Genomic DNA, 15603 nt, shown 5'->3' on the forward strand with positions numbered 1-15603 from the left:
CTTACGGCCTGAAATGATGCGGAATTTTCTAGTTTCAGCACAGTGCGCCGGCCCCCGTTGGCAGGGGGCCGGCGCACGCCGTGGATGCCGGATTCAGCCGACGGGCGGGTGCGGGATCTCCGGAGCGGACCCGCACCCACCCGACCCGGCCGTCAACTCTCCGCGTCCATCAGCTGGAAGAGCTCCTCGTCGCTGGCCGATGTCAGGTCCAGTGCCCCGTCGCGACCGGCGCCCGTACCCTCGCCGGTCCCCGTCGTCGCGGCCGCCACCGCCTTCAACCGCGCCACCGTCTCCTCCGAGACCTCCGCGCCGGTGGTGAGCAGGGCCTCCAACTCGGCCACGACCGACTCCACATCGCGCAGGGGGGCGGGCCGCGCCGTGCTGCGCTCACGTACGAGTCGGACCACCGCTTTCGGGGTGGGGAAGTCGTACACGAGGGTGGCGGGCAGCCGCAGGTCCGTGGCCGCGATGAGGCGGTTGCGCAGCTCGACCGCGTTCACCGAGTTGATGCCCATCTCCTTGAAGGTACGGCTGCCCTCCTCGCCGCGCGTCTCCTGGCCGCCGAGCACGGCCGAGGTCTCGTCGAGGACCAGGGCCAGTACGAGTGCGTTCTGCTCGGCCTCGTCGAGGCCGGAAAGGCGGGCGTCCAGCCCCGGCGGTTCCTCACCGGCGGCCGCCCCGTCCGCGCCGACCGGGGCACCCCCGAAGCCGGTGGCATCCGCGACGCCCCAGTCGGCGGACGGGCCCGCCGTTCCCCCCGGAGTCGGCGCCAGCCAGAACCGCCGCCGCTGGAACGCGTACGTCGGCAGCGGCGCGGGCCGGGCCCCGGGCAGCACCGCGTCCCAGTCGACGGGGACGCCATGGGCGTGCACCCGGGCGACCGCGGTGAGCAGGGCAGGCCGATCCGGCACCGCGGCCTGCAGACTCGGCATCACGGCGGTCCCGGGCTGCGGGGCGGCCGACTCCATGCACTCGTCGATCATCGGCGTGAGCACCGGGTCGACACCCAGCTCCAGGAACCCGGTGACGCGCTCGTCCCGGAGCCGGTCGATCGCGTCCTTGAAACGTACGGACTGCCGCACGTGCCGCACCCAGTGGTCCGGGTCCTGTGCCTCCTCGTCGGTCAAGGGGCGGCCGGTGACGGTGGAGACGAGCGGCACGGTGGGCGCGGCATAGGACAGCGCGCGGGCGACCGCGCGGAACTCCTCCAGCATCGGATCCATCAGCGGTGAATGGGCCGCGACGGGCACCCCGATCCGCCGGGTCTTGTGACCTGCGGCGCGGAGCCGGTCGGTGAGCGCCACGAGCGGGGCCTCGGCGCCCGAGAGCACCACGGAGTTCGGCCCGTTGACGGCGGCGATCGATACCCGGTCCCGCGACTCCGCCAGCCACGGCAGCACTTCGTCCTCCGTGATGCGTATCGCCACCGTCGCACCACCGGACGGCAGCGTGCCCATGAGCCTGCCGCGGGCCGCCACCAGGGCGCACGCGTCCTGAAGGGAGAGCACACCGGCGACATGGGCGGCGGAGATCTCGCCGGCCGAGTGACCCACCAGGTGAGCGGGGACCACACCCCAGGACTCGAACAGCCGGTACAGGGCCACCTGGATGGCGAAGAGCGCGGGCGTGGTGTAGGTGATGTCGTCGAGAAGGGCCGCCTCGTCGGAGTCGGGAGCCGCCCACATCACCGAGGTCAGTGGCCGCGCCAGCAGGGGATCCATGGTGTCGCACACCTCGCGCAGCGCCTGCCCGAAGGCGGGGAACGCCGCGGCCGCCGCCCGTCCCATGCCGGGGCGCTGGTTGCCCTGCCCGGGGAAGGCGAAGGCCAGCCCGCCCGGTGCGGCATCGTGCGGGACGACGCCGGCGGCGCGCTCACCACGCCCGAATTCCGCTGTCGCAGCGAGCAGTTGGTCCCGGTCGGAACCGGTGACGACGGCCCGGTGCCGGTGCAGGCTGCGGGTGGTGGTCAGGGCGTGGGCGACATCCTGGGCACGCAGCTCCGGGTGGGCCGCCATGTGCTCGGCCAGGCGCCGCGCCTGTGTGCGCAGCGCCACCCGGCTCCGGGCGGACAGCACCCAGGGCACGGCCGGGTCGTCGGCCGGCTCCGGGACCCGCGTCGGCCCCGACGCACCCCGTGCCTCCTGCGCGATCTCCCCCGGTGCCTCCTCCAGGATCACGTGCGCATTGGTCCCGGTGAGCCCGAACGAGGACACCCCCGCCCGGCGCGTGCGTCCGCTCTCCCGCGGCCAGGGCCGGGCCTCGGTCAGCAGCCGCACCGAACCGGCGGACCAGTCCACCTTGGCCGAGGGGGTGTCCACGTGCAGCGTCCGTGGCAGGACGCCGTGGTCCAGCGCGAGCACGGTCTTGATGACCCCGACGACTCCGGCGGCGGCCTGCGTGTGCCCGACGTTCGACTTCACCGACCCCAGCCACAACGGCCGGTCCCCGGGCCGCTGTTGGCCGTACGTGGCCAGCAGGGCCTGGGCCTCGATGGGGTCGCCTAGAGGAGTGCCGGTGCCGTGCCCTTCCAGGGCGTCCACGTCCTGCGGTGTCAGTCCGGCGTCGGCCAGGGCCTGACGGATGACGCGCTGCTGCGCGGGCCCGCTCGGGGCGGTGAGCCCGTTGGAGGCGCCGTCCTGATTCACGGCCGAGCCCCGTACGAGCGCCAGGACACGGTGTCCGTTGCGCCGGGCGTCGCTCAGCCGCTCCAGCAGCAGCAACCCCGCGCCCTCCGACCACGCGGACCCGTTCGCGGCGTCGGCGTACGCCTTGGAGCGGGAGTCGGGGGAGAGCGCGCGCAGCCGGGCGAAGTGCGCGAAGGGCGTCGGGGTCGCCATGACGGTGACGCCGCCGGCCAGCGCCAGGTCGGTCTCGCCCGACCGCAGGGACCGGCAGGCCAGGTGCAGGGCGACGAGGGAGGACGACGAGGCGGTGTCGACCGTTATCGCGGGGCCTTCGAACCCGTAGGTGTAGGCGATGCGCCCCGAGATCGCGCTACCGGCGGCCCCGGTGGTGAGCATGCTCTCCCATGGGCTGGGCGTGGCGGACGCGATGGCACCGTAGCCGCGGTCCATCGCGCCCGCGAACACGCCCGTACGGCTTCCCCGCAGTGACTCCGGGGCGATACCGGCACGCTCGACGGTCTCCCAGGCAGTCTCCAGCAGCAGGCGCTGCTGCGGATCGATCGCCGCCGCCTCCCGGTCGGACAGGCCGAAGAAGCCGGCGTCGAAGTCGCCCGCGTCGTGCAGGAATCCGCCTTCGCGGGCGTAGCAGGTACCCGGCCGGTCGGGATCGTCGTCGAAGAGCCGGTCCAGGTCCCAGCCGCGGTCCTCGGGGAAGGGGGACATGGCGTCGGTCCCCTCGGCGAGCAGCTCCCACAGGGCCTCGGGGGAGCCGGCCCCGCCCGGCAGCCGGCAGGCCATGCCGATGATGGCCACCGGATCGGCGTCGTCCGCCGGGGTCCGCAACGGCTCCTCCGGGGATGCCTGCTCCTGCTCGGCCAGGAGGCGCGCGACGGCCCGCGGGGTGGGGAAGTCGAAAGCCAACGTGGTCGGGAGCGGCAGCCCGGTCTCCTCCCGCAGCAGATTCCGCAGCCGCATCGCGCGGATGGAATCGAGGCCGAGCTGACGGAAGTCGGCCTCCGGGGAGAAGGAGACGGACACGCCGTCGCTCCCGAGCAACCGACCGACGCAGTCGCGTACGAGTTCCAGCGCCTCCTCGACCGTGTACGGCGGGAGCGCGCCGAGCCGAGCCGGCACGGACACCGTCCCGAGGCCGGCGAGCAGCCGGTCGAGCGCCCGACGGTCGAGCTTCCCGGCGGGGGAGAGGGGAAGCTCGGGCACGGAGACCAGTTCGAGGGGGATCTTGTGGTCGGCGAGGCCCAGCCGGTGCAGGAACGCGGTCACTTCGCTCAGGCCGATCGTGCGGTCCGCGCGGTCGGTCACGACCAGGCACGGGAACTCCCCGAGCCGGTCGTCCGGTGCGCCGGCCACGGCCAGCGGGCCCAGTCCCGCGAGACCCGCGAGCAGTCCCTCGACCTCGCCGGCGCTGAACTTCCGGCCGCCGCTGTTGATCAGGTCGGCCGCCCGGCCGTGGAGTACCACCACTCCGTCCGCGCCGACGGCCGCGAGATCGCCGGTGCGCAGCCAGCCGTCCTCGGTGAGGGCCGAGCGGGTCAGTTCCGGCTCGCGGAAATAGCCGCGGAACAGTCCGGGCCCCCGGTAGTGGAGTTCACCCGTCTCGCCCGCCGCGCACACCTCGCCGTGCTCGTCGACGACCCGGAGGTCCACGCCGGGGATCGGCCGGCCCACGCTGCCGTCGGGGTCCTGGGCCCGGGTACGGGAGCCGGTGCCGATCTCGGACATGCCCCATACCACGACCAGTTCGCAGTCGAGGACGGCGCGTACCCGGGCGGCGAGCGCGGGCGCGAGGGCGGCCCCCGCCGTACGCACCTGGTGCGGCGCGAAGCCCGTCGGCCCGTCCGCCCTGGCGAGCCGCGCGAGGACATCCTGCAGTTGCGCGGGCACGGCGAAGACGACGCGGGGCGCGTGCTCCCGTGCCAGCTCCAGGAAGCGCTCCACGTCCCACCGGGTGAGCAGCACCTGTCCGCAGGTGGCGAGCAGCGCCGCGTGCACGGCCTGGAGACCGAACAGATGGGTCATCGGGCAGGCCGTGAGGACCGTACCGGAAAAGGCGTCGGCGTCCTCGGCGACGACGGCTGCGGTGTTCGACAGCAGACCGTCGTGGCTGTGCACACAGAGCTTGGGCCGCGCGGAGACCGTGCCGGACGAGGGGATCAGGACGAGCGGCAGGTCGGGGGTGACGTCCACCGGCCGGGGCCGGTCGCCCGCCCAGGCCGCCAGCAGCCCGTCCAGCGACCCGGCACCCGCTGCCTGGCACTCCGCCTCCGACGCGCCGGTCAGCAGCACACCGCGCAGTGACGGGACGCCCTCCCCGAGCGAACGCGTCGTCGTCGCACCCCCGCTCCCGGCGGCCGACAGGACGAGCAGGACGGGTTCCGCCCGGGCCAGCAGCGCCTGGAGCTCCGGGACCGTCGTGCCCTGGTGGACGGGCAGCAGCACCGCACCGACGGCCGCGACGGCCAGATGCAGCGTCTGCAGCTCCCAGCAGTTCGGGAGTTGTACCGCGACGACCTCGCCGGGCGAGACCCCGGACTCCTGTAGGCCGCGGGCCAGCGCGTCGACGTCCGCCCGCCACTGCGCCCAGGTCCACGAGCGGTCCCCGTCGACCAAGGCCGGGGAGTCGGGAGCGGATCCCACGGCGGCCTCGAAGACCTCGGGCAGCGTGTAGCCGCCCAGTAGCTCCGCCGTGTCGGCGGGCGGCTGGATCACGTAATCATCTGCGTGGACGGGCACCATCACTCCCGGATCTCAAGCACTCTCGTCAAAGTTGGGGACAACGTCGGGGCCGGCCCCGGGCTGCTGCCCGGGGCCGGCCTCAACCCTCGTGCACGGTGATCGCGCGGGACGGGCACAGGCCACTCGCCAGTCGGGCCGCGGACTCCTGGTCGGCGCCGGGATCGGCGAGGAGGGTGACGAGTCCGTCATCGTCCTGGTCGAAGAGCGCGGGCGCGTTGAGCACGCACTGGCCCGCCCCCACACAGCGGTCGCGGGCAACGGTGATTCGCATGTCGATATCTCTCCTGGTCTCTCCTGCGGTGAACGTGGGCCGCCCGGTGATCGGGTGGCACGCGCCGGCGGGCGGCGGGGCCCGGCGGCTACCAGCGGACCGGAAGCTCGTGCAGCCCGTAGAGCACGCTGTCGTACTTGATGCCCAACCCGTCCACCGGAACGTCGAGTTGGAGGTTGGGGATACGCTCGAAGAGCTTCCGGTAGGCGACCTCCATCTCGACCCGCACCAGGTTCTGCCCCAGGCACTGGTGCACGCCGTAGCCGAAGGCCACGTGGCTGCGTGCGGACCGGGAGGGGTCGAACTGGTGGGGGCATTCGAAGACGCTCTCGTCGTGGTTGGCCGCAGCGACCAGCGGCACGATGCCCTCGCCCGCCTTGACGAGCTGACCGGCGATCTCCACGTCCTCGACCGCCACCCGCAGGGACACCAAGTCGGCGACGGAGTGGAAGCGCAGTGTCTCCTCCACGGCCCGGTCGTCATGGATCCACTGGGGGTGTGTCAGCAGCGTGACCACGCCGAGCGCGATGTTGTTGGCGGTGGTCTCGTGGCCGGCGATGAGCAGCAGCATCAGCACACCCGACAGCTCGTGGGGGGCGATCGCGCCGTTGGCCAGCAGACGGCTCACCAGGTCGTCGCCGGGCCACTTCTCCTTGATGGAGATCAGTCGGCTGATGTAGCGCAGCAGTTCCTTGCCGGCCGTCATGCGCTGCTCTTCGGTGGAGCCGCGGAGGGAGACCAGCACGCGGGTCCTGGACTCGAAGAAGTCGCGGTCCGTGGGCGGTACTCCGAGCAGTGCGGAGATCACCAGGGAGGGGATGGGCAGCGCGTAGTCGGCAACGAGGTCCGCGGTGTTGCCCGCGGCCAGCATCTCGTCCAGACGCGCCTCCACCGTGCGTTCGATCGCCGGCCGCATCGCGCGTACCCGCCGTACGGTGAACTCCGGGATCAGGGCCTTGCGGAACCGATCGTGCTCGGGGGAGTCCATCCCCACGAACCAGCCCGGGATCTGATCCTGCTTGGGCACTCCCGCGGTCTCCCCGACGTTGGGGAATCCCTCGTGCTCGGGGTTGGAGCTGATCTTGGGGTTGGTCAGTACGGCGCGGACGTCCTCGTGGCGGGTGACCAGCCACACCCGCTTGCCGTCGGGCAGGTGCGTGAGGACCAGCCCCGGCCGGTTGCGGTAGTCGGCGTAGTCGGGCGGTGGGAACGGCACGCCGGGCTGGCGCAGCGGAAAGTCGACCACCGCCGGATCCGTCACGTCGCCGGCCGGAGCTGCCTGGGCCGAGACCGGGCAGGTTCGCGGCACGGCCGGGCCTGTGTGCTTCATGGGTGGGTATCCCCTCTCGAACGGTCCGTCAGCTGGCGCCGTAGAACGCACGGATCCGGTCGATCACGAAGTCCTGTTCCGCGGGCGTGAGTTCGGTGTGCGTGGGCAGGTACAGCCCGTCCTCGGCGAAGGCGTTCGCCTTGAGCGAGGGCCAGTCCGGATGGAAGTACATGGGCTGCCGGCTCATCGGCTTGAAGAACAGCCGGGTTTCGATCGACTCACCGGCGAGGAACTCCCGCAGCTCCTCGCGGCGTTCGGCCCGCAGGTCGTACATCCACAGCACGTCCCGCGGTGGCATCAGCGTGATCCCGGGGACATCGGCCAGCCCCTCGTCGTAGCGCCGCTCGATGCCACGCCGGATTTCGAGGATGTCGTCGAGCCGCTCGGTCTGCGCCAGCGCGACGGCGGCCTGCATGGCCGTCATCCGGAAGTTGTAGGCCACCTTCTTGTGCAGGAAGCTGTGGTCCTTGGTGAAGGCCATGGCCCGCAAATGCGCCATCTGGTCCGCCAGTTTGGGATCGTCGGTGAGGCAGATGCCCCCCTCGCCCGACGTGATGATCTTGTTGGCGAACAGCGAGTAGCAGGCGATGTCCCCGGTCGGCCGGACGCCGTGCGCCTCGGCACTGTCCTCCACGACCTTCAGGTTGTACTGGAACGCGAGGTCCATGATGGCGTCCATGTCGCAGCGCCGCCCGTAGATGTGGACGGGCATGACGACCTTCGTCCGCGACGTGATCTTCTCCTCGATGCGGGAGACGTCGATGTTGAGGTCGTCCCCGCAGTCGACGAAGACCGGCGTCGCACCGGTGTACGTCACCGCCCACGCGGAGGCCACCATCGTGAACTCCGGGACGATCACCTCATCGCCCGGTCCGACCCCCAGGGCACGAAGCGCCAAGGTCAGTGCGGTCGTCCCGGACGAACAGGCCACGCCGTGCGCGGACGCGTTGTAATCGGCGAAGGCCCGCTCGAAACGCCGGACCATGGGCCCCTGCGACGATATCCACCCGTCCTCGACCGTGGCGGTCAGGTACTCTAGCTCCCGCCCGGTCAACGCGGGCCGGGACACAGGGTATTTGAACGACATCCGCTACCTCATCCTCCTCGTACTTCCACACGTCCGATACGCGCCCACGGGCGCATTCACCGCGATGTCTCGGCCAGGGCCGGCAGCCCGAGGATCAGATCGGCGGCGGCCGTCCGACCGCCCGCCGCCCGCTGCAGCGCACCGAGCCGCTCCGCCTTCCGGCGGAAGGAGGGGGTCTCCAGTACGCGGGTCAACTTGTCGACCACGTCGTTGACGTCCATGCCTCGCGGGCGGTCGAGGGTCAGGCTGATCCCGAAGTCCTGGCCGCGCACCGCCTGGTCGTAGCAGTCGACCCACAAGGGCCGGACCACCAGCGGCTTCCCGAAGTACATGCCCTCGTTGTAGCCATTGCCGCCGGCATGCGTGAAGAACACCTTCACGTTGGGGTGCGCGAGCACGTCCAGTTGAGACGGCACCCAGCTTTCGATCCGCAGATTCCCCGGCAGGGTCTCCTTCGGCGGCAGCAGGTGCTGCTGTGCCGACGGCAGCTTCCACAACACCTGATGCCGTCCGTCGAGGCGCCGGGCCACCTCCACCATCGAACTGACCTGATCCCGCGTCAGCCGGGTGATCGTTCCGAATCCCGCATAGACCACCGACGACTGTGCGTCCAACCAGCCCGACAGCTCCTCGTCGTCCGGAGCCTCCGGCAGCGGCGGCACCATCGTCCCGACCAGCCGCATCTTCCGCGGCACCCGAACGGGATAGTCCAGCTCGGCGATCGAATTGCACAGCACCAGCTCGGCGCTCTCGATCCGCGCCATCGGGCTGATCGACGGCAGACCGTGTTCCTTGCGCCGCTGGGCGTCCTGCGCCAGCACCTTGCCCATCTGCGGCGAGAGGAACATCGCCAGGGTCCGCCACTTGAACAACTGGTTCCTGAGCTGCTGGGCCAGTGTCATGCGACGCGGCAGACCGGTGTGCGGAACGGGAAAGCCCCACGGCGTGTACCCCTTTCCGAACGGAGTGAACGCCGTCAGCACGTTGCTGGGTGCGAAGGGCACGCTCAGCACGAACGGAATCCGCCGGGCGATGGCCAACTCGATGCCGAAGCCACTGATGCAGTCGATGACCATCAACGCCGGCTTGACCTCGTCGACGATCGCCGCGAGCCTCCGGAACTTCGCGTCCTGCGCCGCCGGCACGAACGACTGCCGGATCACCGCCCGATGCGCCTTGAACCGCGACGACTGCGTGATTTCCCGGTAGACCTCGTCGCCCCACGTCACCGCCGACAGCTCGCTGACGACCTCCCCCAGCGAGGCGAATTCCACCGGGGAGCCCGCCGAAATCCCCTTCACGTCCTCGCGTCGCGGCTCGTCGGTGGCGAACCACAGGTCCGGTACGTTCCGGCGGGAGAGTTCCTCGGCGAGCACGAGCAGCGGATTGGCCAGCCCACTCTCCGGAAGGCTGACGAAGAGGATCGGCCGTCGGGCGGAGTCCATGGATTCCCTTTCACGATGACTGGCGGAGGTTGTGCGAGCCCACCCGCATGCGGATCGACTGGCCGCACCCCTCTGTGATCTCACGCCACCCACCGGAAAATCCGTAGACCGTCCCGCCCTTCGGGCGAACGACGGGAGTTTGACGACAGGCCCTAGCGCGCGGTCTTGACGTCCTCCGCGATGATCCGCTCGATGTTCCGCTCGGCCAAAGCCGTGATGGTCACGAACGGGTTGACCCCGATCGACCCCGGGATGAGCGCGCCGTCGGTGACGTAGAGGTTGCGGTAGCCCGCGACCCGGCCGTACCCGTCGGTGGCCTTGCCCAGGACGCAGCCGCCGAGCGGGTGGTAGCAGAAGTCGTCGGAGAAGTTCTTCAGCTGCGGCCCGAACAGGTCGTAGCGGTACATCGTCGTGTTGGCCTTGTTGATCCGGTCGAACAGCGACTTCGCGGCCTCGACCGCGGGCGCGTTCTGCTCCCGGGTCCAGCGCAGCACCGCCCGGTCGGTGGCCTTGTCGTAGACGAAGGTGCCGCGCTCGGGGTTCTTGGTGATCGCCAGATAGAGGCTCACCCAGGTCTCCAGACCGGCCGGCATCGGCGCGATCTCCGCGAAGACCGGGGCGGCGGGGTTGTCCCAGTCGTCGATCCCCAGGGCGGGGATCGACGACTGGTGGGCACCTGTGGGATTCCACACGTGGTTGGCCCGTCCGGTCATGATGTTGCCGTTGGGGCCCCAACCCTCCCCGACCTCGGCGTTGAGGTGGGGCAGCGCGCCGGTGTCCCGGGCCCGCACCAGCAGCTCGGTCGAACCGAGGCTGCCGGCGCCGAGGAACAGGTGACGGCAGGCGATCTCCTTGTGGGTGATGACCGTGCCGTTGGCGTCGCTCTGGTCCACGGACAGCACGTAACTGCCGTCCGCCTGCTGCCGGATCGCGGTGACCCGGTGCAGGGTCTCGATGGTGACCTTTCCGGTGCCGAGTGCGGCGGCCAGATAGGTCTTGTCCAGGCTCTGCTTGCCGTGGTTGTTGCCGTAGATGACCTCGCCCGCCAGCGCGGACTTGGGCGCCTCACCGGTCGCCTCGCGCCGCATGTGGTCGAAGTCGTAGACGTTGGGGACGAAGGTGGTGTTCAGGCCCGCCTTGCCGGCCTGCTCGCGCGAGACCCGCGCGAACTTGTACCACTCCGTCTCCTCGAACCAGGCCGGATCGATGTGGTTCACCTTCAGCGCGGCGTTGGCGCGCGGGAAGTACCGCTCGTACATCTGCGCGGCGTCCACCTGCGGCAGCACTTCCTCGAAGTACGCGCGCTTCGGGACGACGGCCATGCCGCCGTTGACCAGCGAGCCGCCGCCGACGCCCCGCCCCACGTACACCGACATCTGGTCGAAGTGCACCTTGTCCAGCACACCCGCGTACGGGTCGATGTCCCGGTTGATCACGTCCAGCCACAGGAACGAGCCCAGCGGGGCCTCGGTGCGCGACTTGAACCAGCTGGAGCGGCGGTCGGGCTTGAGCATTCCGCAGAAGACGTTGCCGTCGTCCGCGGGCGTGTTCCACAGCTGGCCCATTTCGAGCATGAGCGTCGGCATCCCGGCCTCGCCGAGCCGCAGTGCGGACACCGCGGCGCCGTACCCCGTACCGATCACCACGGCCGGGACGAACGAGCCGCTGTCGGCGCGCGGAGCCCGCTTGTCGGCGGCCGTGGCACGCGGGGCGGCGGAGATCGTGGTCATGCCGGCGACGGCGGCGCCACTGAGGGCCGCCAGTCCGAGCAGACGGCGCCGTGACAGATGCTGGTTCTGCTGGTTCTCGAACACGTTGAGGGTACCTGGCCTTCGCCGACAGGAATTGTCCCCGCAGGGCTGATCCGCGGGGGCCGTCCCGAGGGGAATCGCGGGCCGTCCAGCAGCCCGAGCCGCCGCGCGCCACCATCCTGAGCGCCAAAGACTGCGGGAAATGACAGAGATGTGACGGCCGCTGGCCGACTAGAATGCGCCGCCCTTCCAGAGCGCCGCCAGGTCGCAGGCACCCCGCGTGCCGGCTCCTGGAGCTGAGAAACAGGCACGGTCGACGGGCGCTCGACCGCGCACTATCGGCCACCTCGCCGGGCGGGCTTCGTGGCGCTGAACCACTCGACTTGCGCGTGTATCGGCTTGATCAAAAGATGAGTTAGCGCAGCATAGCGGACACTTTGCGCTGCGGATTCCCGCGTGCTGCACGGCAACGGACCGCTCGGCGCGCAGTAGGTGGGTGGCGCAAAAGGATCTCTGCGCCGCCAGCGGTTTCGACCAACATCACTACCCGCTGGTTCACTTGCGGAACAGGAGCTTCTCGTCACCCGATCGGGTGATTCCGAGGGCTCCTTCTTGATGCGTGCGCCCCCATGGAAGGGACCAGGATGTCGATCGCAGTGGACCCGCAGCAGCCCGAGCAGCCGACCGGCCGGGCACAGCTCAGCCTCGGGATCGCCGCTGCGCGGAACCTGGCGACCACCACCAAGACCGTCCCGCAGATGCAGGGCACCAGCTCGCGCTGGCTGCTGCGCACGCTGCCGTGGGTGGAGGTCAAGGGCGGCGCGTACCGGGTCAACCGACGCCTGGTGTACGAGGTCGGCGACGGCCGGGTCACCTTCGTCCAGGAGGGGAGCACGGTCCGGGTCGTCCCGGCAGAGCTCGGGGAACTTCCGCTGCTGCGCGGTTTCGAGGACGACAGGACGCTGCGGGCGCTCGCCGACCGCTGCCGCCGGCAGCAGTACGGCCCCGGCCAGGTGATCGCCGAACAGGGCGGGGCCGTCGACCACGTCTATCTGATCGTGCACGGCAAGGTGGAGAAGGTCGGCACCGGAAACTACGGCGAGCAGACCCGCCGCGGTGTGCTGTCCGACGGCGGCTTCTTCGGCGGACAGGCGGTGGCCGAGGAGCCGGGGGAGTGGGAGTTCACGGCGCGCGCGATGACGGCGTGCACGGTGCTGGCCCTGCCCCGGGCCGCGTACGAGGAAGTGGCCGACCGTGACGACCAGTTGCGGGCCCACGTCCGGCAGCGCGAGGCGGAGAAGGGGCGCCCGCAGAACAAGAAGGGCGAGGCGAACATCGCACTCGCCGCGGGCCACACCGGTGAGCCGGTGATCCCGGGGACCTTCGTCGACTACGAACTCCGGCCCCGCGAGTACGAGCTGAGCGTGGCCCAGACGATTCTGCGGGTGCACACCCGGGTCGCCGACCTCTACAACGACCCGATGGACCAGATCGAGCAGCAGCTGCGACTGACCATCGAGGCCCTGCGCGAACGCCAGGAGTCCGAGCTGGTCAACAACCCCGAGTTCGGACTGCTGCACAACGCCGACTACAGCCAGCGCATCTCCACCCACTCCGGCCCGCCCACGCCGGACGACATGGACGAACTGCTGAGCATGCGGCGCGGGACCAAGGCGTTCTTCGCGCACCCGCGTGCCATCGCCGCCCTCGGCCGCGAATGCAACAAGCGGGGCCTGGCGTTCGACAGCGCGGATGTCGCCGGCCACCCGGTGCCCGCCTGGCGCGGCGTGCCGATCCTTCCCTGCGGCAAGATCCCCGTCTCGGACGCGGGCACCTCCGCCATCCTCGCCATGCGCCTGGGGGAGGCGGAGGAAGGGGTGGTCGGCCTGCGCCAGACAGGCATCCCCGACGAGTACGAGCCGGGCCTCAACGTGCGGTTCATGGGCATCAACGACCAGGCCCTGATCTCCTACCTGGTCAGTACCTACTACTCGGCGGCCGTTCTCGTGCCCGACGCGCTGGGCGTCCTGGAGAACGTCGAGGTCTTCCACACCCCGTCCTGACGTAGACGGCGCGAACGGAGAGCAGAACCGGTGTCACAGCTGTCCCGGATGGCCGCACCCCTGGCTCGCCACCATGTGGCGCGACTCGCGGCCACCCTCCTCACCCACAGCCAGGGAATCCGCCCGCCCGCTCCGAAGACGCTGCCGGGAACCGTCCGCCACCAGGCGCGCACCGCCGTGCCCACCGGACCGACCGGGATCGGCACCTCCGCGGCCCGCATCGCGGCCAGGAGGGCGACCAGCAAGGCACCGGACACGACGGGCGGAGCGGGCACCGGCGTCCCCGAGCTGTACTGTCCGCCCGCGATACGGGACGACCAGGCGCTCGGCCAGGAGGTCAACGACCGGCTGGTCGACTGGGCGGAGGAGGTCGGCCTCTACGCCGGGCGCCTCGCACGCGTACGCGCGACCGACTTCGGGCGCCTGATGATGCTGGCCCACCCCGACAGCGACGACCCGGACCGTCTGCTGGCCGCCGCCAAATGTGCGCTGGCGGAGTGGGCCACGGACGACTACTACTGCGACGACGAGACCATGGGCTCGCGGACCGATCTCCTCGGCTCGCACCTCGGCCCCGCCTACGCGGCCCTCGACCCCGCCCACCTCCCGGCCGGCCACGCACCCGCATGGGAACGGGACCTGGCCGACGACCCCGTCCGGGTCGCCCTGCGCTCGGGGCTGCGCGACCTGGCCAGGTACGCGGACCCCTCCCAGGTGGCCCGGCTCCGCCATGAGGTCGCGGTCCTCTTCGTGGGGTACGGGCAGGAGGGTTCCTGGCGCTCCCGCGGCCATATGCCCACCGTCCACGAATATCTGGCGCACCGTCAGATCAACAGCTTCCTGCCCTGCATCGCACTGGTCGACGTGGTCGGCGGCTACTCGGTGGCGGCCTCCGAGTACGCCGATCCGCGGGTCCGCCGCGCCGTGACGAGGGCCGCCACGGCCAGCACGCTCGTCAACGACCTGTACTCGATGGCGAAGGAAGACCACTCCTCGGGCGTGGAGTTCAACCTGCCCAGCGTGATCGCCGCCGAGGAGCGGTGCTCGCCGCGCGAGGCGGTCGAACGCAGCGTGGAGATCCACGACGAGCTGGTCCGCACCTTCGAGGCGGAGGCCGCGGCCCTCGTCCTCACCGGATCGCCGCAGCTGCGCCACTTCCTCGCGGGCGTATGGGCCTGGCTCGGCGGCAACCGTGAATGGCACAGCGGAAGCCTCCGCTACCACGACGCCTGAGCCCGACCCTCCCCCTTTGTTGCCACCCACGCGGTCCTTCCGCATGCAGTCAAGGAGCCTCCCCATGACCACCGCCCCCCTCTCTGCCGCGGCCCCCGTGCTGCGCACGGCCTACCAGCAGTCCGTTGCGGACTACTGGAACAACGAGAAGGACCCGGTCAACCTGAGCCTGGGCGACGTCGACGGCCTGTACCACCACCACTACGGGCTCGGCGACTACGACCCCTCCGTCCTGGAGGGCCCCGAGGACACCCGCGACGCACGCATCGTCGAGGAACTGCACCGACTGGAATCGGCACAGGCCGACACCCTCCTCGACCACCTCGGCCCGATCGCCCCCGGGCACCGCCTCCTCGACGCCGGATGCGGCCGGGGCGGCAGCAGCATCATGGCCAACGCGCGCTTCGGCTGCCAGGTCGACGGTGTGTCCATCTCCCAGGCCCAGGTCGACTTCGCCAACGGCCAGGCCCACAAGCGGGGCGTGGACGACAAGGTGCGCTACCACTTCCGCAACATGCTGGACACCGGCTTCCCGACCGGAGCCTTTCAGGGCATCTGGAACAACGAGTCCACCATGTACGTGGACCTGTTCCAGCTCTTCTCCGAGCACGCGCGCCAACTGGCCTTCGGCGGTCGCTACGTCGTCATCACGGGCTGCTACAACGACGTGACCGGCGGCCGTTCCAAGGCGGTCAGCCGGATCGACGAGCACTACACCTGCAACATCCACCCCCGCAGTGCCTACTTCAAGGCGATGGCCGCCAACGGCCTCGTCCCCATCAACGTCGTCGACCTCACGTCGGCCACGATCCCGTACTGGGAGCTGCGCGCCCAGTCCTCCCTCGCCACTGGCGTCGAAGACCCGTTCCTGACCGCATACCGCGAAGGCAGCTTCCACTACCTCCTCATCGCCGCCGACCGCGTCTGACGCCTTCCGACGGCGTCCGACCGTGTCTGGCTGCGTGTCCGGGGCCTGACCTGCGAGACCGCCTGCCGCAGGACACCCGGCCAGCCACCCGGTGCCGGGGCGGGCGGTGCGGACAGC

At 70.7% G+C, this 15603-nt stretch carries 9 protein-coding genes; 3 read left to right on the forward strand and 6 right to left on the reverse strand.

Translation table 11 applies throughout. From position 1 onward, the window contains the following. Positions 1-152: 152 nt before the first annotated feature. From MOV08_RS42745 to MOV08_RS42770, 6 genes are all read right to left on the reverse strand, one after another. Complete coding sequence (locus MOV08_RS42745; protein ID WP_275311545.1) at positions 153-5378, reverse strand: type I polyketide synthase; 5226 nt, start codon at positions 5376-5378, stop codon at positions 153-155. Between the two features lie 79 nt (positions 5379-5457). Further along, positions 5458-5649 (reverse strand): ferredoxin, encoded by a 192-nt coding sequence (locus MOV08_RS42750; RefSeq protein ID WP_039639657.1) that lies wholly within the window; start codon positions 5647-5649, stop codon positions 5458-5460. An 88-nt stretch (positions 5650-5737) separates the two neighbouring features. Continuing rightward, positions 5738-6979 carry a cytochrome P450 gene (locus MOV08_RS42755; RefSeq protein ID WP_078876138.1) on the reverse strand — a complete coding sequence of 414 codons (1242 nt, stop codon included), beginning with the start codon at positions 6977-6979 and terminating at the stop codon, positions 5738-5740. Between the two features lie 28 nt (positions 6980-7007). After that, the gene (locus tag MOV08_RS42760) at positions 7008-8066 is read right to left on the reverse strand and encodes a DegT/DnrJ/EryC1/StrS family aminotransferase (protein ID WP_275311546.1); all 1059 of its coding nucleotides are present in this window, start codon (positions 8064-8066) and stop codon (positions 7008-7010) included. A 56-nt stretch (positions 8067-8122) separates the two neighbouring features. After that, positions 8123-9511 carry a glycosyltransferase gene (locus MOV08_RS42765; RefSeq protein WP_275311547.1) on the reverse strand — a complete coding sequence of 463 codons (1389 nt, stop codon included), beginning with the start codon at positions 9509-9511 and terminating at the stop codon, positions 8123-8125. 152 nt (positions 9512-9663) lie between these two features. Beyond that, positions 9664-11325 (reverse strand): GMC oxidoreductase, encoded by a 1662-nt coding sequence (locus MOV08_RS42770; protein ID WP_420834266.1) that lies wholly within the window; start codon positions 11323-11325, stop codon positions 9664-9666. A gap of 581 nt (positions 11326-11906) precedes the next feature. Here MOV08_RS42770 and MOV08_RS42775 point away from each other — a divergent pair. The 3 genes from MOV08_RS42775 (at position 11907) to MOV08_RS42785 (ending at position 15486) form a co-directional block, all read left to right on the forward strand. After that, positions 11907-13325 (forward strand): family 2B encapsulin nanocompartment shell protein, encoded by a 1419-nt coding sequence (locus MOV08_RS42775; RefSeq protein ID WP_275311548.1) that lies wholly within the window; start codon positions 11907-11909, stop codon positions 13323-13325. 30 nt (positions 13326-13355) lie between these two features. Then, positions 13356-14558 (forward strand): family 2 encapsulin nanocompartment cargo protein terpene cyclase, encoded by a 1203-nt coding sequence (locus MOV08_RS42780; RefSeq protein WP_275311549.1) that lies wholly within the window; start codon positions 13356-13358, stop codon positions 14556-14558. A gap of 64 nt (positions 14559-14622) precedes the next feature. Further along, positions 14623-15486, forward strand: coding sequence for a geranyl diphosphate 2-C-methyltransferase (locus MOV08_RS42785; protein WP_275311550.1), 864 nt, complete (start codon positions 14623-14625; stop codon positions 15484-15486). Positions 15487-15603: the final 117 nt, after the last annotated feature.

Origin of the sequence: Streptomyces yunnanensis (assembly GCF_029011865.1) — a bacterium.
Taxonomy (GTDB): domain Bacteria; phylum Actinomycetota; class Actinomycetes; order Streptomycetales; family Streptomycetaceae; genus Streptomyces; species Streptomyces yunnanensis.

What these genes read in the sequence shown, in the direction of transcription:
- MOV08_RS42755 (WP_078876138.1), bottom strand. Translation starts at nt 6,979, where the DNA reads ATGAAGCACACAGGCCCGGCCGTGCCGCGAACCTGCCCGGTCTCGGCC.
- MOV08_RS42775 (WP_275311548.1), top strand. Translation starts at nt 11,907, where the DNA reads ATGTCGATCGCAGTGGACCCGCAGCAGCCCGAGCAGCCGACCGGCCGG.
- MOV08_RS42760 (WP_275311546.1), bottom strand. Translation starts at nt 8,066, where the DNA reads ATGTCGTTCAAATACCCTGTGTCCCGGCCCGCGTTGACCGGGCGGGAG.
- MOV08_RS42785 (WP_275311550.1), top strand. Translation starts at nt 14,623, where the DNA reads ATGACCACCGCCCCCCTCTCTGCCGCGGCCCCCGTGCTGCGCACGGCC.
- MOV08_RS42765 (WP_275311547.1), bottom strand. Translation starts at nt 9,511, where the DNA reads ATGGACTCCGCCCGACGGCCGATCCTCTTCGTCAGCCTTCCGGAGAGT.
- MOV08_RS42750 (WP_039639657.1), bottom strand. Translation starts at nt 5,649, where the DNA reads ATGCGAATCACCGTTGCCCGCGACCGCTGTGTGGGGGCGGGCCAGTGC.
- MOV08_RS42745 (WP_275311545.1), bottom strand. Translation starts at nt 5,378, where the DNA reads ATGGTGCCCGTCCACGCAGATGATTACGTGATCCAGCCGCCCGCCGAC.